Source organism: Actinokineospora guangxiensis, assembly GCF_042657845.1.
Classification (GTDB): Bacteria; Actinomycetota; Actinomycetes; order Mycobacteriales; family Pseudonocardiaceae; genus Actinokineospora; species Actinokineospora guangxiensis.
In genome coordinates this window covers 17,557-37,724 of the sequence record NZ_JBHSKF010000023.1, presented here as the reverse complement: position 1 = coordinate 37,724, position 20,168 = coordinate 17,557, and the positions used below count along the sequence as shown (strand labels likewise).

General features: G+C 70.0%; 18 protein-coding genes and 2 pseudogenes. 5 read left to right on the top strand and 15 right to left on the bottom strand.

Going from position 1 to position 20,168, the window contains the following annotated elements; genetic code table 11:
• The first annotated feature begins 949 nt into the window (after positions 1–949).
• The 4 genes from ACFPM7_RS29665 to ACFPM7_RS29650 all read left to right on the top strand — a co-directional run bounded on the left by ACFPM7_RS29665 (position 950) and on the right by ACFPM7_RS29650 (position 5,311).
• Positions 950–3,262, top strand: coding sequence for a molybdopterin-dependent oxidoreductase (locus ACFPM7_RS29665; RefSeq protein ID WP_378251148.1), 2,313 nt, complete (start codon positions 950–952; stop codon positions 3,260–3,262).
• A 121-nt stretch (positions 3,263–3,383) separates the two neighbouring features.
• Positions 3,384–3,935: an EF-hand domain-containing protein gene (locus tag ACFPM7_RS29660; protein ID WP_378251147.1), complete on the top strand. Its 552-nt coding sequence runs from the start codon at positions 3,384–3,386 to the stop codon at positions 3,933–3,935.
• Between the two features lie 235 nt (positions 3,936–4,170).
• Entirely contained in the window at positions 4,171–4,683 is a 513-nt protein-coding gene (locus ACFPM7_RS29655) for a hypothetical protein (RefSeq protein ID WP_378251146.1), read from the top strand.
• A 10-nt stretch (positions 4,684–4,693) separates the two neighbouring features.
• Positions 4,694–5,311 carry a hypothetical protein gene (locus ACFPM7_RS29650; protein WP_378251145.1) on the top strand — a complete coding sequence of 206 codons (618 nt, stop codon included), beginning with the start codon at positions 4,694–4,696 and terminating at the stop codon, positions 5,309–5,311.
• On the opposite strand, the gene ACFPM7_RS29645 is transcribed toward ACFPM7_RS29650, so the two are convergent.
• The 9 genes and pseudogenes from ACFPM7_RS29645 to ACFPM7_RS29605 form a co-directional block, all read right to left on the bottom strand.
• On the bottom strand, positions 5,305–7,005 hold the full coding sequence (locus ACFPM7_RS29645) for a PAS domain S-box protein (RefSeq protein ID WP_378251144.1): 1,701 nt from the start codon (positions 7,003–7,005) through the stop codon (positions 5,305–5,307). The genes ACFPM7_RS29650 and ACFPM7_RS29645 overlap by 7 nt on opposite strands.
• A 427-nt stretch (positions 7,006–7,432) precedes the next feature.
• Positions 7,433–7,720 (bottom strand): annotated as a pseudogene (locus ACFPM7_RS29640) (hypothetical protein); the annotation flags it as partial.
• A 31-nt stretch (positions 7,721–7,751) separates the two neighbouring features.
• Positions 7,752–7,919 (bottom strand): annotated as a pseudogene (locus tag ACFPM7_RS29635) (sensor histidine kinase KdpD); the annotation flags it as partial.
• 256 nt (positions 7,920–8,175) lie between these two features.
• Positions 8,176–8,880, bottom strand: a complete 705-nt coding sequence (locus ACFPM7_RS29630; protein WP_378251143.1) for a hypothetical protein — start codon at positions 8,878–8,880, stop codon at positions 8,176–8,178.
• Between the two features lie 2 nt (positions 8,881–8,882).
• The gene (locus ACFPM7_RS29625; protein ID WP_378251142.1) at positions 8,883–9,623 is read right to left on the bottom strand and encodes a fluoroquinolone export ABC transporter permease subunit; all 741 of its coding nucleotides are present in this window, start codon (positions 9,621–9,623) and stop codon (positions 8,883–8,885) included.
• Positions 9,620–10,468 (bottom strand): ABC transporter ATP-binding protein, encoded by an 849-nt coding sequence (locus tag ACFPM7_RS29620; protein ID WP_378251141.1) that lies wholly within the window; start codon positions 10,466–10,468, stop codon positions 9,620–9,622. The genes ACFPM7_RS29625 and ACFPM7_RS29620 overlap by 4 nt, the downstream gene beginning before the upstream one ends.
• Positions 10,465–10,668 carry a hypothetical protein gene (locus ACFPM7_RS29615; RefSeq protein ID WP_378251140.1) on the bottom strand — a complete coding sequence of 68 codons (204 nt, stop codon included), beginning with the start codon at positions 10,666–10,668 and terminating at the stop codon, positions 10,465–10,467. Before ACFPM7_RS29615 ends, ACFPM7_RS29620 begins: the two co-directional genes overlap by 4 nt.
• Before the next feature lies 1 nt (position 10,669).
• Complete coding sequence (locus ACFPM7_RS29610; RefSeq protein ID WP_378251139.1) at positions 10,670–11,500, bottom strand: class I SAM-dependent methyltransferase; 831 nt, start codon at positions 11,498–11,500, stop codon at positions 10,670–10,672.
• Between the two features lie 97 nt (positions 11,501–11,597).
• Positions 11,598–13,031 carry a PucR family transcriptional regulator gene (locus ACFPM7_RS29605; protein WP_378251138.1) on the bottom strand — a complete coding sequence of 478 codons (1,434 nt, stop codon included), beginning with the start codon at positions 13,029–13,031 and terminating at the stop codon, positions 11,598–11,600.
• Here ACFPM7_RS29605 and nhaA point away from each other — a divergent pair.
• Positions 13,015–14,307, top strand: a complete 1,293-nt coding sequence (gene nhaA / locus ACFPM7_RS29600) for a Na+/H+ antiporter NhaA (RefSeq protein ID WP_378251137.1) — start codon at positions 13,015–13,017, stop codon at positions 14,305–14,307. The genes ACFPM7_RS29605 and nhaA overlap by 17 nt on opposite strands.
• Positions 14,308–14,319: 12 nt before the next feature.
• On the opposite strand, the gene ACFPM7_RS29595 is transcribed toward nhaA, so the two are convergent.
• The 6 genes from ACFPM7_RS29595 to ACFPM7_RS29570 form a co-directional block, all read right to left on the bottom strand.
• A complete protein-coding gene (locus tag ACFPM7_RS29595; RefSeq protein ID WP_378251136.1) occupies positions 14,320–15,594 on the bottom strand; it encodes a glycosyltransferase in 1,275 nt (424 codons plus the stop codon).
• Between the two features lie 94 nt (positions 15,595–15,688).
• Positions 15,689–16,009, bottom strand: coding sequence for a DUF3040 domain-containing protein (locus ACFPM7_RS29590; RefSeq protein WP_378251135.1), 321 nt, complete (start codon positions 16,007–16,009; stop codon positions 15,689–15,691).
• A gap of 56 nt (positions 16,010–16,065) precedes the next feature.
• The gene (locus tag ACFPM7_RS29585; protein WP_378251134.1) at positions 16,066–17,661 is read right to left on the bottom strand and encodes a BCCT family transporter; all 1,596 of its coding nucleotides are present in this window, start codon (positions 17,659–17,661) and stop codon (positions 16,066–16,068) included.
• Positions 17,662–17,762: 101 nt separating this feature from the next.
• On the bottom strand, positions 17,763–17,960 hold the full coding sequence (locus ACFPM7_RS29580) for a hypothetical protein (RefSeq protein WP_378251133.1): 198 nt from the start codon (positions 17,958–17,960) through the stop codon (positions 17,763–17,765).
• Positions 17,957–19,306 (bottom strand): HAMP domain-containing sensor histidine kinase, encoded by a 1,350-nt coding sequence (locus ACFPM7_RS29575; protein WP_378251132.1) that lies wholly within the window; start codon positions 19,304–19,306, stop codon positions 17,957–17,959. Before ACFPM7_RS29575 ends, ACFPM7_RS29580 begins: the two co-directional genes overlap by 4 nt.
• The gene (locus tag ACFPM7_RS29570; RefSeq protein ID WP_378251130.1) at positions 19,303–19,995 is read right to left on the bottom strand and encodes a response regulator; all 693 of its coding nucleotides are present in this window, start codon (positions 19,993–19,995) and stop codon (positions 19,303–19,305) included. The genes ACFPM7_RS29575 and ACFPM7_RS29570 overlap by 4 nt, the downstream gene beginning before the upstream one ends.
• Positions 19,996–20,168 lie beyond the last annotated feature (173 nt).

The window sequence follows — 20,168 nt, the reverse complement described above, 5'->3', positions numbered from 1 at the left end:
ATGACCGACGGCAGGTAGGCGGCGGCCCGGCCGATGGAAGCGCCGGGGCGGCGCCTGGCCAGCAGCAGGGCCGCGCCGACGGCGAGTGCCAGGCGCAGCGGTACGGCGATCGCGGCGATCAGGGCGCAGGGCGGACCCGACCAGGTACGGCAGGGCCAGTGGCCAGCGGCTCACAGCCGGAGCCCGGTCACGGCGTCGAAGCGGTGCTCGTCGGCGGGGCACCACTCTGCGCGCACCCGGGCGCCAGGCGATGGTGAACAGCAGCCGCTCGGCCTTCTCGGGCGGCAGGGGACCGCGTTCCCACTGCTGGAGCATGTCGAGCGCGGTCTGCTGCCAGAGGTCGTCAACAACATCCGGTCGCCCGTGCGCCGGACTTGGAGCGCCGTGGTGGTCGGTGAGGGGACGCGGTGCTGGTTCGGCAACCATGAGCGAGTCCGAGCGTCAGCACGTTCAGGCGCGGGTGCGGGCGGCGATGGATGCGCAGGTGCTCAACGAGGGACGCCACCAGGGCGGGCGGACGCCGTTCGGGTACGAGGTGGTCGACGCCGGTCCGCACCCGAATCCCCGGAAAGCGGCGGAGGGCTTTCGGCTGCGGGTGCTGGCGTTGGACGAGGAACTGGCCCCGGTCGTGCGCCGCATCTTCGGTGATTACCCGGAGGGCAACGGGGACCGGGCGATCGCGGCGGGGCGGAACCGAGATGGTGTTCCGTGTCGTCTTCTCCTTCGCCTCGGTCGCCGTTACCGTGGGTGCTATACCGCCCACTACGAGCAGCACCGCACGGCGGACGGAGACTCCGCAGATGAGCGATCCCGCGCGAGGCCTCCCGCTCGCGCAGCCGGACATCGGCCTTCCCGCGCGTCGGACCGCGGGTTCCCTGGGAGACATCGCCTTACAACGCGAGCAGCTGTTGCCAGAGGTCGGAAACTTCAGAGGCGGAGTTGGTGGGTCATGGAACGACGCATGTCGGTCGCCACGCACTGGGGCAGTTTTGTAGCCGTGGTCGATTCCGGTCGGCTGGTGCGCATCGAGCCGAGGCCGGACGACCCCGCGCCGTCGTCCATCGCGCCTGGGATGGTGACCGCCGCCGAGGACAGTGCTCGTGTGTTGCGGCCCGCGGTGCGCAAGGGGTGGTTGGACGGCACGCCGCGGGTTGACGGCGGGGCCAGGGGCTCGGACGCGTTCGTGGAGGTGGGTTGGGACGAGGCCATCACGCTGGTGAGCGAGGAGCTGCGCCGGGTCCGGTCGAGGCACGGGGACGGCGCGGTGTTCGGCGGTTCCTACGGGTGGGCGAGCGCGGGTCGGTTCCACCACGCGCAAGGGCAGCTCCACCGGTTCCTGGCGCTGGGCGGGGGGTTCACCGACTCGCGCAACACCTACAGCACCGCGGCGCTGGAGGTCATCCTCCCCCACGTGATCGGCGGACATCCGTGGAGCTACCAGAGCCGGATGCCGATGTGGGACGAGATAGCCGAGAACGGCGAGCTGGTGGTGGCGTTCGGCGGGCTGGCGCTCAAGAACAGCCAGATCAACCCCGGCGGGTTGGCCAAGCACCAGACCCAGGACCTGCAACGCCGGTGCCGCGAGGCCGGGGTGCGGTTCGTGAACGTCAGCCCCATCCGCGGCGATGCCGCCGGCTTCCTCGACGCCGAGTGGCTGCCCGTCATCCCCAACACCGACACCGCCGCGATGCTCGGCATCGCGCACACGATGCTGGTCAACGGGTGGCACGACGAGGACTTCCTCAGCCGGTGCTGCGTAGGGTTCGACCGCTTCGCCGCCTACCTGGTCGGCGAGGTCGACGGAGTGCGCAAGGACGCGGCCTGGGCCGCGGGGATCACCGGCATCGACGCCGAGGCGATCACCGACCTCGCCCGCAGGCTCACCAGCAAGCGTTCCGTCATCATGGTCAACTACGCGGTGCAGCGGGCGGACCACGGCGAACAGCCGATCTGGATGTCGGTGGTGCTGGCCGCGATGGCGGGGTCGATGGGGCGGCCCGGCGGCGGCTGGGGCGCGGGTTACGCGACGATGGACGCGACGGGCGTCGCCAGGGGCCGGGTCTCCGTGGCGACGATCCCGGCGGTGCCCAACCCGGTGGCGGATTTCATCCCGGTCGCCAGGATCGCCGACACCCTGCTGCACCCGGGCGAGTTCATCGACTACGACGGCGCACGCCTCACGCTGCCGGAGCTGCGCCTGATCTACTGGTGCGGCGGGAACCCGTTCCACCACCACCAAGACCTCCATCGGTTGAGCCGCGCTTGGCAGGTTCCCGACACCGTGGTGGTCCACGAGGCCTGGTGGAACACCACGGCCAAGTTCGCCGACATCGTCCTCCCCGTGGCCACCGGCCTGGAGCGCGACGACTTCGCCGCCGGCTTCTCCGACCCCCACCTCGTCGCGATGCCGAAGGTCCGCGAGCCCGCCGGTGAGTCGCGCACCGATCACCAGATCTTCGCCGCCTTGGCCGCCCGGCTGGGGTTCGAGGCGGAGTTCACGGAGTCGCGCTCGGAGAGCGAGTGGGTCCGGCACCTCTACGAGCGGACGAGGGCGGAGCTCGGAGACGACGCCCTACCGGGCTTCGACGACTTCTGGCGGATCTCCACCGCCGCGCTGCCGCCGTTGACCGGCCCGTTCCCCGGCGATCTGGCGGACCTGCGCGCGGACCCGGGGCGCTTCCCCCTGGCGACGCCGTCGGGCCGCATCGAGATCTTCTCGGCGGCGATCGACTCGTTCGGCTACGACGACTGCGCCGGGCACCCGACGTGGTTCGAGCCCGCGGAGTGGCTCCGCGCCGACCTGTCCGACCGCTTCCCGCTGCACCTGATCTCCAACCAGCCCGCCTCCCGCCTGCACAGCCAGTACGACAACGGTGGCCACAGCCTCGGGTCGAAGATCCGGGGCCGCGAGCCCTTGACGATGAACCCGGCGGACGCCGCGGCGCGCGGCATCCAGAACGGCATGATCGTGCGCGTGCACAACGACCGAGGCAGCTGCCTGGCAGGCGTGATCCTGTCCGACGACCTCATGCCGGGCGTCGTGCAGCTCGCCACGGGAGCGTGGTGGGACCCGGTCCGGCCAGGCCAGAGCGGGACGATGGACCGCCACGGCAACCCGAACGTCCTCACAGCGGATCGACCGTGCTCGCGCCTGTCCCAAGGACCGAGCGCCCTCAGCGCACTCGTCGACGTCGAGCCCTACGACGGCACCCCGCCCGACGTGCTCGCCTTCGCACCACCGCGCATCACGCCGCCGAGTTGACGGTCCCCACGGCCGCCGTGCCGGTCCAGATCGGTGGCACATCACCCGAACGAGTGTTTTGATCTTCGCCGTGGTCGCGTCGCGTGGATACTTCGCCGTCGGGTGACTACGTTGCGCGGCCATGACTGGAGTTCAGGATCTCAAGTACCGGCAGTGGTTCAACGGCGCGGACGTCGACGGCGACGGGGTGATCTCCCGCGACGATGTCCGGTTGATGGGTGAGCGCTACATCGCGGCCCGCGACGCGGCGTCGGAGTCCGAGACCGCCCGCAGGCTGACCGACGGGCTGGAGGCGTTCTGGGCCAACGTGATCGCGCCGATGGACCAGGACGGTGACGGAAAGGTCGACCTGCGGGAGATGACCGAGGGGTTCCGCCGGGCGCTGGCGGACCCCGCCCTGTACCCGCAGCAGGTCGGACCGGTGGCCGACTGCTACTTCGACATGATCGACCTCGACGGTGACGACCGGGTCGACCAGGCGGAGTTCGGGGAGATCTTCGGCCTGGCGGGCAACGTGTCCCCGCAGGACAGCACCGAGGTCTTCGAGGCGCTGGACCTCGACGGCTCAGGCGGCCTCAATCGCGCCGAGTTCCACCAAGCGCTCACAGAGTTCTTCTACGGCGACGACCCGAACGCCCCCGCCGCGCACCTGTTCGGCAGGATCGCGGGCTGACGGACTCCACCGTGTCGGCCGGGCGGGTGGTCGACACCAGGGGGACAACCTCGGGGTTTCCCACGCGTCGATCTAAGGCGTGTCCTCAGACCCAGAGGGTGAGGGTGGCCAGGTCGATCATGGCTCCGATCGCGACGAGACGACGGCGCGGATGTGCAGATGCACCTCAACTGGTCTCTCCACAGCCGCGGCGGATTGAGAGCCTCACCTCACGGACGGGGCGAAGGCCCGCGGGGTGCCCGTCCTGATCGAGGAGGTGGTTGTGAGAGCGTTTCGTTGGGCATGGTTGCTGGCCTTGATGTCGGCGGTCGCGGTGGTGTCACCTGCTTCGGCGACACAGCAGACCCGATATGACTGGGTGGCGGGTTCGCCGTACGAGAACTGCTCGATCCACGGCGCCGCTGTCGTGCACCGGGTTCCGTTCCAGGTCACCACGGCCTACCAGGTGGTGGCTCGGACGGACCTCGTGAGTGGCTGCACCGGTCGGGAGAGCGCGCCCCAGGTTGGCCTCTACCTCAAGTGCATCGGGACCGATGCGTCAGGGACCGAGGTGTGGAACAAGACGACCTGGGAGAACACCTACTACGGGCGCACCTATGGGGAGATCTACCGGACGGGCTCGGTTGTGGTCGAGTGGCCCGCACCAGCGTCGGTGGCCGCGGTGCGCTGCACCGGGCGACACATCGCCGCGACGGTCGCCGTGAAGGACATCTCGATCTTCACCAGGCAAGACCACCTGCAGACCTGAAGGGAAAGCCATGAAGAACTGGGTCAGTGCTGTGGTGGTGGTGGCCACGACGACCTTGCTTCCCCTACTCGGAAGCACATCCCAAGCTAGCGCGAACCCGGCCGGATTCACGGCGACCAAGTGTGTGGACTTCTCCTACTACCAGCCGTTCCGTACGGCCATCCCGGTCTACGGCGCCTGGAGGGACGACGATTCGATGTACACACTAGTTCTGCACCACAGCTTCTGCCGCGGATACCCGAACGCGAACCCGTCAGCAAAGGTGGCGTGGTTCAACGCCTCCTCGCGGTCGCATCGCTACGTCTCTGCCAGCCAGTACGGGAACTTCTTGATCGGCGATTGCATCAACCAGTCCGACCCGATCAACACACCGACCTCGGCCCCGATCTACACCTCATGCCAGTTCGACGTCAACTACGTCAGACAAGACACGACACCCGCACAGGGAGCCGTGAAGGTTTACGCCGCATACAACCAGGACCCTAACCGCGCAGACGAGGCAACCGGTGGCTACGAGATCCTTCCTGGTCGGATCTTGACGCGCCGATACACAATGGCGGTCAACCCCGTCAACGGATGCGTGTACATCTCCGGGATCGGTCGCACGGATCCCGTCGCCTGCTACTGAGCGAAGGGGAGGCTCTGCCGCGGAGCCTCCCCTTCTTCCACGTCCACCCGGAACCGCACCCGCACCCGCGGCGGCCACTGGAGCGAGTCGAGGACTCCGAGGTGGTAGGCCGTGGCGACCAACAGCGCCCCGGAGTTGGCGCAGCGGAACTTGCGGGCGATCCCGCGCAGTTGGTAGTCGACACCCCGCCGCGAGATTCGCAGCCGTTCCCCAATGTCGTCGTTGGACAGGCCGAGCGCTTTGCTCTCGAGTGCAGCGACCTCGTTCCCGCTCAGCAGGATCGATCTTGGTCCCTCGACCCGGGTTGACTCAGGTCTCAGGATCGCCACCACCGATGGCGCATCGTCCTCGCCAGGCACCAACACGCACGTGACGACAGCGGTGACGGCGCTCCCATCCCGGGTTCGGTAGGCCCTTGTGAACCTGACGACCCGAGATACCCCGGACACCAGCTCGGCGAGACGCTCGGCGGCATCGGTCGCTTCGTCCGGCTCGTGGAAGTCCGCGATCGCCCGGCCCCGCAGTTGCGAGAGCCGGGCGGCGAACAGTTCGCACAGGGCAGGGTTCGCGTCGAGCACGACACCGGTCGAAGACAGCACCACCATCGGCATCGGGGCCCTGTCGAACAGAACTTGGTAACGGTCGCGCCACCGCACCGCCTCCTTGTTGGCCAGGACGCGCTCGGTCACGTCCAAGCCGATATTGCCCTCCAGGTAGCGGCCCTCGGCGTCGTGGAACGCGAAGCGGTGCCCGAAGATGTGCACCTCGCCGCGCTCCAGCGGGATTCGCCACACCTTCGTCTCCGAACCGCCTGTCCGCTTGAGCCGGGCGTGCATCGCGTCCATCACCCCGGCGACGTGAGAACCGAAAGCCGCGCCGGCGGCGAAGGGGGGCCGCACCGACGCGGGCACCTGGTAGGCGCGGCGGGCTGCCTCGTTGACCCAGATGTAGTCCCCCCGCCCGTCGCGGATGGCCGCCGTGGCGGGTGAGCGATCCATGAAGAGGCGAAACCGCGCCTCCGCCGCAGTTCTCGCGCGTTCGGCAGTGACCAAGTCGTGCACGTCGATGGCGACACCGAGCACTCCGACCACCTGATCGCCACACCAGTGCGGGACCGCATACCCCTGCGTCCAACGCCCCTGCCACAGGTATCGACCGGCGGCGGCCTCGCCACCCAGCGCAGCGTGGAAAACGCGCATCACTTCTTCCCTGGCAGGGTGGCCGGGCGGCACCAGCTGGTCCAGCCCGCCCTCCTCGAACCGTGGACTGAAGAGCGTCGACCGGGTCACCGCCCGCACCCAGCCATCGGCGTCGGTGACAGTGAAGACGACCGGCAAGCGGTCCAACAACAGGCCCACCTGCTCCTCAGCGAAGCGCCGCTCGGTCACGTCCCGCACCGAGCACCCCACCAACCTGCCAGGTCCCACGCCGTCGATCCCAAAGATCCGCACCTCGGCCCACCCCCGACCTCCAGTGCGCTTTCGAGCGCTGACCTCCACCTCCTCCGCGTCGCCACCCCGCAACACCCTGGCCCCGGCCGCGGCGACCGCGCCCGTCCAGTCCACCTCGATCTCCGCGTCATCCGCGCTGCACCACACGCGACGCCCATCCTCGTCCCGCACTTCAGCCACCAGCGACCCGAGTCGCTCCAACGCGGTGAAGAACTCTTCCCAGTCCCCCGAACTCGCACTCATCGCGTCCTCCCATCACAACCGACGCGAAACACCATCACTCACCACCGCGACACTCCAGGACGGCACTGGTGTGCAACTGCACACAAGCAGGCTCGATGCCCACCTGGTACGACGACCGAGGACTCGACAGCCACGGCAAACAGTGAAGACCGGCGCACGCTCAACTTGAGGTCGCGGAGCCCACCTTTGGTTGGTAGTGCGCCAGCGGCGGGTGCCTGGCAGAAGAGCACCGGCGCCGCCGCCGTTCTGCTCTGGCTCTACCGCGAGCGGAGGTGAGGACACACCGAGGAGAACCCGCATCGTCTGAGACGGCAGTCCGATCGATCCACCTGCACCGGCCGGTGCGGGCCTCCGTCGGGGCAAGAGCGTAACGCCGTGCAACACGCGAGTGCCTCGCCACAATCGACGGCGAGACAACCCTACGGGACTACCGGCCCGCGACCAGGATGATCAGGAACTGGCCGCCCCCGGGCTCGATCGTCGCGGCTGCCGGTAGGTCGGGTACCAGCCGGGAGAAGCGGTCCACCAGCCAGTCCGCTGCTTCGCGCGCGTCCTGTCGGGTTGGGCGGCGGGCGACCAGTTCTCGGCCGCCCTTGCGCTCCAGGCGGGTCGCGACGGTGATCAGTGGGGCGGGGTCGGCGACGTGTAGGTGGTCTGGCCAGGTGATGGTGACCTTGACCGCTCCCTTGCGGGTGTTGCACCCGCGGTGTGCGAGTCCCGGCGGATGACCTCGTCCGGGACGGTGTCGAGCGGGGCCTGCCGCGGGGGTCGGCGTGGCCGACCACGATGTCGGTGCCCCTCCCCGCTCGTCTGCCCGCCTCCGCCAGCAGCGCGAAGGTCTTGCCGACGCCGGGGGCGGCCCCGAGGTAGATCCGCAGCTCGCCGCGCCTGTGGGTGGTCACCACTCGGCCCAGTGTGCGCACCTTGCGGGCCTCATGTGGCCGAGTGGCGCAGTCGTTCGGGGAACTGCAGGGTGATGTCGTCCCGCGACGAGGAGTGGTAGCAGAGGGCGGGCTTGGAGATGCCGAGCCGTGCGGCGATCTCCTTCCATGCTGGTCTTGACGACTCCCTTGCTGATGAACAGTTCACGGGCGGCGTCGAGTATGCGCTGCTTGGTGTCGGTGTTCTTCGCCATCGTCGTCCTGCCTCGGCGGCCTGCGGGGAATCGGGTCACGCCGGCCCCCTGGCCACCCGCGATGCCGCGAGGGCGAGCACGATGGCGTGCACGGCCAGGGAGATCCCGACGACGAGGAGGAACGGCAGCGCGGAGGACGAGGTGACGGCGCTGTAGGTCCAGAAGGGTGGGACGACGGCGAGGACGTAGCGCCAGCCGGAGTCCACGGCCTGCGCGGCGGCGGCGAGGAAGAGGACGAAGAACAGGCCTTTGAAGAGGGTCAGTCCCTCGATCTTGGTGCTTGCCAGGGACACGGCGATGAGCAGTGCCGTCGGCGCGACCAAGGCGCACAGCAGGGCGAGCAGCAGCGCCTGCGGCACCGGGTGCGGGTTGAGCCCGGAGCCGAAGACGAGCACCGTGCAGTTGATCGCTCCCACCGCGGTCACCGCGACCGCGCGGGAGGCGATGAGGCTGGACCAGCGCACGGGCAGCACGCGCATGACCGTGGTGACGTTCTGGTCGCGTTCGTCGAGCATGAGGAAGGCCATCATGAACGCCGGGAACGTCGCGGCGATGCCGCAGAAGAGGCTCAGCGCGACGTCGCCGTGGTCGGCCACCGCCGGGACGTGCTCGCGCAGCAGCGGGAAGCCGAAGCGCAGCAGCACCAGGAAGATGAGGGGGACGAAGAACAGCGCCCCGATGGTCCGGTCCCGCAGGGCGTTGCGCACATCGTTGCGCAGCAGGGTCGTCTTGGCGCCCACGCTCAGCCTCCTGTCCTGCGCACGCGCTGTTCGAACGAGGCCAACGCCCAGCGGTGCGCGAGTGCGATGGCCACCAGGAGCACGCCGACGCCGTAGCCGATCTCCCACAGGGGCCGGTCCGCCACCGCGGCGTCGAGCAGCACCACCGATCCGGTCGTGGGGATGAGGTAGAAGGCGGGCGACTCGACCAGGCCGAGCACGGGCAGCAGCGGCAGGATCAGCGGGAGCAGGAACAGCGGCACGATGACCAGGTAGGCGTTGACGCTGCGCACCCGGACCACAGCGCTGAACCCGATCAGCACGAGCAGCACGGAGGTCAGCGCGGTCGCCACCACGATCAAGGCGATGTCGAACCCGAACCCGCGCTGGCCGACCACGGCCATCACGACCGCGCACACCACGGCCACCGCCGTCAGCGACAGCGCCTTGGACCACAGGTACTGGCCAGGTGAGAGCGGCGAGACGATGACGGCCTGCAGCGTGCCCGCGCCGCGCTCGAAGAGCACCAGGACCCCGACGAAGAGGAACCCGATCGTGGTGGGGTCGGAGAAGATGAGCACCACCGTGAGCCGGTCCAGGACCGACTCGGGCACCAACTGGAAGACCACGCAGTAGAGCGCGGTGATCGCCGCGGCGACGGTGAGGATCTGGTAGCGCGCCTGCAGCCGCAGGTCCCACAGCACGGCCCCCGCCAGGACGGCCGCCCCGTCGGCGCGAGTGCGCTCGCCGAGTTCGGCGCTCACGAGAGCCTGCGCCCGGTGGCGGTGAGGAACACGTCCTCCAGCGTCTGCTCCTGCGAGTGCACCGAGACGATGTCGCGCTCGCGCAGCAGTGCCAGGAAGCGCTCGTCGCCGCCCAGGCCGTCCAGGCCGAAGGTCGCCGACGCCACCGCTCCCCCGTCGCGGTACTCCACCCGCACGGCCCGTTCCTCGACGTCGGCCTTGAGTTCGGCCGGGGTGCCGAGACGCTCGACGCGACCGTCCACGAGGAAGGCGACGCGGTCGCAGAGCTCGTCGGCGTCGAGCATGTTGTGGGTGGTGAGCACGATGCACTTCCCGCGCTCGCGCTGCTCGACCACCATGTCCTTCAGCGCTCGCGCGTTCGCCGGGTCGAGGCCGCTGGTGGGCTCGTCCAAGAACAGCACGTCCGGGTCGTGCAGCAGCGCCCGCACGAAGTTGAGCCGCATCGTCATGCCCTTGGAGAAGCCCTCGACCCGCTGCGTCGCGCGCTCTTCGAGCCCGACTCGGGCGAGCAGGTCCATCGGGTCCGCTGCGGAGCGGTAGAACGAGGCGAAGAACCGCAGGTTCTCGATGGCGGAAAGCTTCACGAAGTGGTTGGGCAGCTCGAACCCGACGCCGATGCGCTCGTAGTACTCCGGGCCGTAGGAGCGCAGATCCTGCCCGAGCACACGCACGTCGCCCTCATAGGGCCGCAGCAGGCCGATCAGAACCTTCTGGGTGGTGCTCTTGCCCGCGCCGCTCGGGCCCAGGAATCCGAAGATCTCCCCCGCGCCGACGGAGAAGCCCACGCCCCGCACCGCGGGTTCCCCCGCGCCGTAGCGGAAGGTCAAACCCTCGACCTCGATCACCGATCCCCCTCGTTCGCCGATCCGCCCGACGTGGTGCCGCAGCGTGTCGCGACGATCACGCACTGTGCCCATTCCTTCTCGTACGCTGGTGGGACTTCACCGCCGCCGTCCATGCCGCCCTCGTCGGCAAGGATGTCCTCCCGGCCGAGGCGCTGCGGCGCGCGAGCAGCACCGACGTGCCGGCCGCGGTCGCCAGCCACCTCACACCTTGACGGCGTAGACGCACCGCTCGATGTCGGTCACCGGCAGCTCACGGCCCGCGGGCACCAGGAACCGGGCGGTGTGTTCGGCGGCCCCCACCTGCTCCACCTCCAGCCACCCGTACTCCGCGAGGAACGCCGCCACCTGTTCGGGGTGCAGGCCGAAGCGCCACCGGCCGCGGCGGACGAACGCGCGGTGCGCGCGCTCGGCTCCGTAGTAGCGCGCGCCGTCGAGGAAATCTCGGCGGATGTAGGTGAAGACGAGCGCGCTGCCGGGTGCGGCGGACGACAGGTCCGCGAGCGTGGCGCGCATGGATTCCGCGGTGAGGTACTGGGTCACTCCCTCCCACACCACGACCGTGCGAAGGCCACCGCGGTAGGCGTGGCGTTCCAGCGTGGCGACGAGGTCGCGCGCCTCCAGGTCGGCGGGCACAGCGATCTCGTCGGCGTCGGCGGGTGCGGGCCGCCGGGCGAGGACGGCCGGGAAGTCGACCTCGAACACGGGCACCGCGCACAGGCGCAGCCCGAGCGGGTCGAGCCCGGCGCCGAGAACCAGCACCGCTTCTGCTCCGAGGTCGAGAGCCTCCGCGACCCGCTCGTCCACGTAGCGCTTGCGGCACAGCACGCCCGCCCACAAACCACGGGCCTTGCGCTCGGTGGCGAGGAACAGCGCTCGGCGGACCGGCCTCCAGCGCGCGCAGGCGACCACCAGGCGCGCGGCGGTGGGCAGCACCCGCTCGGCCCACCCGTCCCACAGCAGTGGTCGGGTCTCCCGCTGGTCGACCGCGAGGATCACCACCGGTCCGATCGCCGTCCGCGCCACTGCAGGCATGTCCGCTCCACCAGTCCCTCAAGGCGTGTGGCACGGACGGAGTCTCCTTGCCGGGAACAATGATCCGCCGGGAGCCCGCCAGCGCGCAGCACTGCGTTCAGGCCGAGTCCGGCGGCCGGTGGTTGCCGCTTTCCGGCAAGGAAGGCGGAAAGCCGGACATATCGCCCGTCGGCCATCCCAGCAGCTTCACCCCCAGGACGGCGATGTGCAGCGACAGCGCCTGGGCGGGGTCGTCAACGGAGTAGCCGGTCAGGTCGCGGACACGGCTGAGCCGGTAGGTGACGGTCCGCACGCCGACGTTGAGCTGCCTGGCGCAGGCCGCGGTCACCTGACCGGCGGCGAAGTACGCGGCAAGAGTGTCCACGAGCGGCCCAGGACCGCCGCGCACGGTCCGCAGCGGCAGCAGAACGACCGAGATGAGATCCGCCAGGGCCGCGCTGTCCCGACTGAGCACCTGGTAGACGAGCAGATCGCCGGCCCGGTGCGTGCGGCCGGGCAGGCCGAGGCGTTCGGCGATGTCGAGGGCGGCCCGTGCCTGCTCGAAGGAACGCACCACGCCACCCGGCCCCGCCTGCCGATCCCCGATGCCCGCGGACCAGCCGACGTGCGCGGGCATGGCCGCGCCGACACGGTGGACGAACTCCTCGACAACCCCGCGCGTGGTGCCCGGCGCCACGCACACCAACAGACCGTTCTTCGTGGTCACGAGGACGTCGCGGTAGAGCGGTCGGACGTGCAGAGCCGACACGACCGCCCGGACGACGTCTCCGCCGTCGACCAGTGGGAGGTCGGCTCGCACAGCGGTCACGACAGTGCTGCCCGCGAGCCGCACGCCAAAACGCTCGGCGCGCTCGGCCAGGTCGCCCAGGTTGCGACCGTCGAGCAGATCATCGACGAACTCCCTGCGGAAGGCCTCTTCCTGGCGCACCGACCACCGCTGGGCGGACTGGTACCCCTCGGCCACCGCCATGACCGCCGCGTCCTGCGCCCGCAGGACCGCCTCCCCGCACAGCCGCACCTGTCCGGCCGATGAGGCCTCACGCACCCCTGGCAACTGCGACCACGCCAACCGGGTCACCCTGAGGTGGAGATCGATGACCTCGGACATCGGCACGCCCTGGCGCGCCGCCCGGGCCCCCGCCTCGGCCCTGCTCCGAAGGTGATCCTCACCGATCGGTCCGCGGGTCCTGCTGACGGTAGCCAGAACCTCGGCGAAGCCCGTGACGAGGTCCGGTGCGACGCCGGGAATCTCGCGGGCCGCACGGGAAGCCACGGGGTCGGATTCGGAGATGTCCATGCGCACTGCGGCCTCCGGCGGGTCGACGAACAACACGCCGACCAGGCTTCCCGGCTCACCGGGTCCGACCTTACCGGCACGAGCGCCGCGGCGGTGGAGGTGTCGCCGGCACGAACTCCGCGGCTCCCGTAGGGTGGTCTCGGGTCCCCACCTGGTGTGGCGACATGCCGGGAAGCCTGGTCGGCGCCACGTGCCGCCGACCGCGAAGGGCGATCCGATGACCGAGCGCAGCACGCCCCGGCTCTTCAGCCGAGGGTCCTGGCCGGAAGCCAGCCGTGTCGCCGACATCCTCCGCAAGGAGACCATTGGCGGGGCACTGCTGCTGGCCGGGGCGCTCGCCGCGTTGGTCTGGGCGAACTCGCCGTGGTCGGAGTCGTACTTCGCGCTCACGGACACCAAGGTCGGCCCGGCGGCGCTGCACCTGGACCTCAGCCTCGCCAAGTGGGCCGCCGACGGGCTTCTCGCGGTCTTCTTCTTCGTCGCGGGACTGGAACTCAAACGCGAGTTCGTCGCGGGCGACCTCCGCGACCCGCGACGCGCCGCCGTCCCCATCGCCGCGGCCGTCGGCGGTGTGGTCGCTCCCGCCGTCATCTACCTGGCCGTCAACCTCTCCGCCGCCGACGGCGACGGACGCGGCTGGGCGATCCCGACCGCCACCGACATCGCGTTCGCGCTGGCCGTGCTCGCCGTGGTCGGCCGACACCTGCCCAGCGCGCTGCGGACGTTCCTGCTCACTCTCGCCGTGGTCGACGACCTGATCGCCATCGTGATCATCGCCGTGTTCTACACCCAGGACCTGGCCGTGCTGCCCTTGGCGCTGTCCCTGCTGCCGATCCTGGCGTTCGGGTTCCTGACCCACCGCGGCGTGCGGTCGTGGTGGCTGCTGCTGCCGCTGGCGTTCACGGCATGGGGGCTCATGCACGCCTCGGGCGTGCACGCCACCGTCGCCGGTGTCCTGCTCGGGTTCGCGGTGCCGGTGCGCGCCCGTCCGGGAGACCCGAGCGCGGGGTTGGCCGAGCACTTCGAGCACCGCGTGCGACCGCTGTCCGCAGGCGTCGCCGTGCCGGTCTTCGCATTCATGGCCGCCGGTGTCGCCGTCGGCGGCCTCAGCGGGCTGGGCGCGGCCCTCACCGACGCGGTCTCGACGGGCATCGTGATCGGTCTGATCGCGGGCAAGGTGTTCGGCATCCTGGGAGCCACCTACCTGGTGTCCCGGTTCACCCGCGCGTCGCTGGACGAGGACCTGTCGTGGACCGATGTGCTCGGGCTCTCGCTGCTGGCGGGCATCGGGTTCACCGTCTCCCTGCTGATCGGCGAACTCGCCTTCGGCGCCGACAGCGACCGCGGCGAGTACGTCAAGGTCGCAGTCCTCGTCGGCTCGCTGCTCGCCGCCATCGGCGCCTCAGCGGTGCTGGCCGCGCGCAGTCGGGTTCACCGGCGCATCCGCGAGAGCGAAGAGGTCGACGCCGATGCCGACGGCATCCCGGACGTCTACGAACGCGATTCCTGACACCAGCTCCGATCACGGTCGTCGTCCTGCGACAGCCTCCAGCGCGATGACGGCGCGGGTGACGCCGTCTTCGGTCTGGATCCGGCGGCCGAGGTCGACCGACCGACGACCGATGTCGGGATCGGTCGTCGCCCGCGAGATGGTGGCGGCCAGCAGGGCGGCGGAGAGGCCGCGCTGGGGAATCGGCGGAGGCGCCACGCCGAGACTGTGCAGCCGATCGCCCCAGAAGGGCTGGTCTCCGACGAACGGGCACACCACCTGTGGGCGGCCCGCGGCCGCCGCGGCGGCGACAGTGCCCGCGCCGCCGTGGTGGACGACGGCCGCCACGTGCGGGAACAACTGGTCGAAGGGGGCTTCGTCGATCGCCAGCACGTCCGGTGAGGACGGCGGTGCCACCACCCCTCCCCATGCCGCGCCGAGAATGACGCGCACGCCCGCCCATTCGGCCGCGCGCAGGACCGTGGCGGTGGTGCTTTCCGGGTCCGCTCCCGCCATGCTGCCGAAACCGATGAAAACCGGAGCTGGGCCCTCTGCCAGAAAGTTGACCAACTCGCCGGACAGGTCGGAATCGACGCGGCGGTGGAACCAGTAGCCGGTGACCCGCGCGGCATCCGGCCAGTCCGACGGCCTCCCGACGACGTGCTCGCTGATCGCGTGCAGCGTGGGAGTCGTCCCGCCGTCCGGAGTGCGCAGGGGGTTGTGTCTCCCCGGGCGGCGTGGGAGACCGAGATCGGCGCGCCAGGCGTCGACGGTGCGGGCGAACGCCAGAGCCGGACCCTTCATGCCGAGGAACGTGGCGCGGTTGAGCGAACGCGGCAACCATCCCGGTACTGCCACGCCCGGCCAGGGGAACGCCCGGGTCGGCACGTACATGGGGATGGGGAGTGCGAGCACGGCGGGAACGCCGAGCCGTTCGGCGACGTGCGGACCCGCGATGATCTGGCCGTTGTGCACGACGATGTCCGGCGCTTCGGCACTGGCGATGTCCCAGCAGTCGGTCAGCACACGCCCGAAGAGCCCGGGCAACCGACGCGCCAGAGCCACTTTCGCGCGCAGCCCGCCTTCGGCGATCTCCCCCACCGAGGCCCCGCCGTCGAGTACCCGCAGCGGGCCGTCGTCCACTCCGCGGAACTCGACTCCCGCGTCGTGGATCAACTCCGCGAAGCGCTTCGGAGCGACCAGCACCGCGGTGTGCCCGACTTCCCGGAGCCCACAGGCGAGCGCCACGAACGGCTGGACATCCCCCCTGGTACCCAAAGTCATGATCAATGCCCTCAGTGCACCCACCTCGCGTTCCCTGCTGACACAGGGCCGAATCTACGCGAGCCGCACAGCGCTCCGAAGGGACAGAGGTGTCAAAACTCTTTGATAATCGGGGCGATCACGCTGAGGGGACATGCCCGCTCGACGTGTCCTCGGGCGGGGGGCGGTGGCCGATGCCGGGCTGGAGCGGGTCCGGGAGGATCGGGGAGAGCATCCCGAGGGTCATGCTCACGATCACCAGGCCCTGCACCCCGGTCAGCAAGCCCGCTGCGGCGAGGAAAGCGGAGAGCAGGAGATAGAGCCCCTGCCCCGAAGGCGCACCAGACGGATCGGCGGCGGCGCGGAACGCCGAGACGACCTCCGGCGCGTCGTTGTCGAGGTGCTGTTCGATGGCTTCGAGCTGACGCTGCTCTCTTCTGCTGAGTCCACGGAAGTCCATCATTCCTCCAGACACCTCCAAGGGTGACCCGCGCGGGGCGCGGGTCACCCTTGGGTCTACCGCTTGGTCGGTTCGAGAAGTCCGTCGTCCACCAGTGATCTGGCGACGTCGGCGGTCAGCTCCTCGCGTTGGATGCGGCGTTGGGCGCGGACCATGGTCTTGCGTTCGCGGGCGAACACCTTGATCGTCGCCACGCACATCCCGATCATCACCAGGCTGAACGGCAGCGCGATGGCGATGGCCACGCCTTGCAGCGCGCTCAGGCCGCCGGCGAGGACGAGGGCGATGGCGACCAGCCCTTCGGCGGAGGCCCAGAAGACGCGGCTCCACACCGGCGGGTCCTCGTCGCCGCCGGAGGCGAGCATGTCGACCACGAGCGACCCGGAGTCCGACGAGGTGACGAAGAACAGCACCACCAACACGATCGCCACACCGACGATGATCGAGCCGCCGGGCAGCCCGTCGAGCAGGGTGAACAACGCCGCGTTGGAATCAACCGTCGCCGCGCCCTCGGCATCGGCGCCGACCAGGCCGCCCCCACCGAACAACTGCCGGAACAGGCCCGCCCCACCGAACACCGAGAACCACAGGAAACTCACCAGCGTCGGCACCAGCAGCACGGCGGCGACGAACTCGCGCACCGTGCGCCCCTTGGAGATGCGGGCGATGAACACGCCGACGAACGGCGCCCAGGAGATCCACCACCCCCAGTAGAACGCCGTCCAATAGCCCTGCCACGCCTGCCCGTCAGCACCCTGGAACGCCGTGGTGCTGAAACTCATCTGCAGGAAGCTCTGCAGATACAGGCCGATCGACTGGATGAAATCACGCAGAATGAACAACGTCGGACCCGTCACCAGCACGAAGACCATCAACGCCGCAGCCAGCCCGATGTTGGCGTTGGAGAGCCACTTGATGCCCTTCTTCACCCCCGTCACCACCGACACCATCGCGATCAGCGTGATCACCCCGATGAGCACCACCATGGTGACATTGCCGGGATCACTCACCACATCGATGAAGTCCAGACCAGCCGCGATCTGCGCCACACCCAACCCCAACGAGGTCGCCACCCCGAACAGGGTCCCGACCACGGCGGTGACATCGATCAGATCACCCAGCCAACCGTGCACCCGACGGCCCAGGATCGGCTCCAACGCCCACCGGATCGACACCGGCCGCTTGCGCCGATGCACCGCATACGCCACCGCCAGACCGACCACCACATAGATCGCCCACGGATGCAAGCCCCAGTGCAGGAACGTCTGCACCAACGCACCCTGCGCGCCCTGCTCATCAGCCGCCTCGATCCCCGACGCCCGGTTGGGGATGCCCGCGAAATGATTCAACGGCTCGGCAACACCCCAGAACACCAAACCGATGCCCATACCCGCAGCGAACAACATCGCAAACCACGACCCACGACCGAACTCCGGCTCGTCATCATCGGCACCCAACTTGATGTCCCCGAAGTGGCTCACCCCCATCCACACCGCGAAGAGGACGAACAGACTCACCAGAACGGTGTAATACCAGCCGAAATTGCTGACGATCCAGGACGACACCGCCCCCACACCGCTCTCCATCGACGACGGCGAGAACACGGTGACGACCACGAACGCCAAGGCGATCGCGGCGGCTGGATAGAACACCCGGCCGTGAACAGCTCTGGTGCGTGTGGGTTTCTCGGAGCTTCGGGGCACGAGGGACCTCCAGTCGAACGAGGGGAACGGGGATGTCCGGGGTAGTGGGATCAGGTCGTCTGAGGGGCTGTCGGTGGGCCGCTGGGCGGTGTCAGCGGTGGTGAGTGCGGCCGGTTGGTGACCTCCGGGGTGCTCGCGGTCTCCGGCACGGGAACGCCGGTGATGACCCGCGGCCGGTCTTCGGTGCCGACACCGCAGCCGGCGAGCAGGAGCAGCGCCAGAGCGGCGCCGACCGGACGGAGGGTCATGGCGTGGCCTCCGGGAACTCGACGGTGAAACGGGCGCCGCCGCCGGGTCGGTCGGTCACCGTGACGGTGCCGCCGTGGCGGTGCACGTGTTGGCTGACCAGCGCGAGGCCGAGACCCACTCCCCCGCTGTGCCCGCGGTCGGCGGGCGCGCCCCTGGCGAAGCGCTCGAACACGGTGTCGCGCTGGTCGGCGGGCACACCTGGCCCGTCGTCGTCGACCTCGACACGGGCGGTGCGCCCGTCGCCGGACACCCCGACGCGCACGAGGCCGCCACCGTGCTGGTTGGCGTTGTCCACCAGGTTGGTGACGATCCGCTCCAGGCTGCGTCGGTCGGCGTGCACCCGCGGGGACCCGGTGACGTCGAGGACGGCCCGGGAGGTGGGCAGGACGGAGATGGCCTCCCGCACCAACTGGGCCAGGTCGATCAGTTCCGGGTCCAGCGCGTCGGCCTCGGGGTCGGTGCGGGAGATCTCCAGCAGGTCCCCCACCAGCCTGCGGAAGCGGTGCAGCTCGTTGTCCAGCAGATCGACGGCGGGCAGCGCGCCCGGCGGCAGCTCCCCACGCCTGCGGCGCAGCACGGCCATGGCGTTGAGCATCGTGGTCAGCGGCGAACGCAGCTCATGGCTGACATCGCCGGCGAACCGCGCGTCGCGGGCCACCCGGCGCTCCAGTCCCTCCGCGGTGTCGTTGAACGCCCTGGCCAGCGGGATCAGGTCCGCGTCCCCGGCGTCGGGCAGGCGTACCGACAGGTCGCCCCTGGCCGCCCGCCCCGCCGCCTCGATCATCCGGCCGAGCGGGGCGAGGGCGTGCCGGGCGGCCCACCGGCCGAGGACGGCGCCCGCCAGGCCGCCACAGGCCGCGCCGACGGTGAGCATCCAGCCCAGGTAGCGGAAGGTGCGGTCCAGCTCCCGCAGCGGGAAGACCTCGACGTAGGCGGCGGTGCTCTGCGGCATCGTCAGCCCGACGGCGAGCACGACAGCGCCGTCGAGCATGGTGCGCTGCCGAACCGGCGTGCCCGAGGTGACCAGGTCGGTGAACTCCCGCGGCAGCCTCGTCGGATCGATCAGGTTGCCGCCGGTGATCACTCGACCGCCGTCGATCACCATCACCGCCGACTCCAGCTCCGCGCCGAGCCCGGTGACCAGCTCGCGCAGCCCGCCCTCGTCCAGCGCTCCCGCCACGAGGCGGCTGTTGGCCGTCGCCTGGTTCAGCGCGGCGCGTTCGCGCTGGTCGAGCATGTAGCCGGTGGCCATGTTCCAGGTCAGCACCGCCAGCGCGCTGCACACGGCGAGCGAGACGAGACCGAACCAGACCATCACCCGCAGGTGCAGGGGCAGGCGTCTCACCACTGCGCCCGGTAGCCGGTGCCCCGCACGGTGAGGATGTGCTCCGGGTTGCCCGGGTCCGGCTCCACCTTGCGGCGCAGGCGGCGGATGTGCACGTCCAGCAGCCGGGTGTCACCGAAGTACCCGTACCCCCACACCTTCTCCAGCAGCTGCTCCCTGGTCACCACCGCGCCGCGCGCCGCCACCAAGGTCACCAGCAGGCGGAACTCGGTCTTGGTGAGCGCCAGCTCCACCCCGTCGCGCAGCACGCGTCCCTCCGCGACGCGCAACTCCAGGCCGCTGGAGGACACCGGTTGCGGAAGGTCGCGCTCAGCGGGGCGGATACGGCGCAGCAGCGCCCGGATGCGGGCAGCGAGTTCGCTGGCGTCGACGGGCTTGGTCACGTAGTCGTCGGCCCCAGCCTCCAGCCCGGCGATCACGTCCCTGCGCTCGCCCCTGGCGGTCACCATGATGATCGGCAGATCGCCCTGCGCCCGGATGCGGGCGCACACGTCCAGGCCGTCCATCCCCGGCAGCATCAGGTCCAGCAGCACCACGTCCGGGGGCGCCTGCCTGCTCAGCCACACCAGGGCCTCTTCGCCGGTGGTCGCCTGCTCGACGGCGTATCCCTCGTCGGCCAGCGACAGCCGCAGCGCTTCGGCGATGCGCACATCGTCCTCGACCAGCAGCAGCGTGCCCGCGATCGTCACGAGGTCCCCCCGGGTGGGCAGGCGAGCACGCCCGGTCCCGCACCGGGGTTCCCACATCCGACGACTGGCACCGATCCGCGCCGCCTTCCCCGCTCGGGCCGAACCTCCTCGGTCCACCGTCCTCGCCTGCCCACCACGCGGAGAGTATTGACCCGGGGAAGACCCAACGCCAT

Coding starts and splice junctions, on each gene's coding strand:
- ACFPM7_RS29665 (WP_378251148.1), top strand. CDS start 950: ATGGAACGACGCATGTCGGTCGCCACGCACTGGGGCAGTTTTGTAGCC.
- ACFPM7_RS29660 (WP_378251147.1), top strand. CDS start 3,384: ATGACTGGAGTTCAGGATCTCAAGTACCGGCAGTGGTTCAACGGCGCG.
- ACFPM7_RS29650 (WP_378251145.1), top strand. CDS start 4,694: ATGAAGAACTGGGTCAGTGCTGTGGTGGTGGTGGCCACGACGACCTTG.
- ACFPM7_RS29645 (WP_378251144.1), bottom strand. CDS start 7,005: ATGAGTGCGAGTTCGGGGGACTGGGAAGAGTTCTTCACCGCGTTGGAG.
- ACFPM7_RS29610 (WP_378251139.1), bottom strand. CDS start 11,500: ATGCCTGCAGTGGCGCGGACGGCGATCGGACCGGTGGTGATCCTCGCG.
- nhaA (WP_378251137.1), top strand. CDS start 13,015: ATGACCGAGCGCAGCACGCCCCGGCTCTTCAGCCGAGGGTCCTGGCCG.
- ACFPM7_RS29590 (WP_378251135.1), bottom strand. CDS start 16,009: ATGGACTTCCGTGGACTCAGCAGAAGAGAGCAGCGTCAGCTCGAAGCC.
- ACFPM7_RS29580 (WP_378251133.1), bottom strand. CDS start 17,960: ATGACCCTCCGTCCGGTCGGCGCCGCTCTGGCGCTGCTCCTGCTCGCC.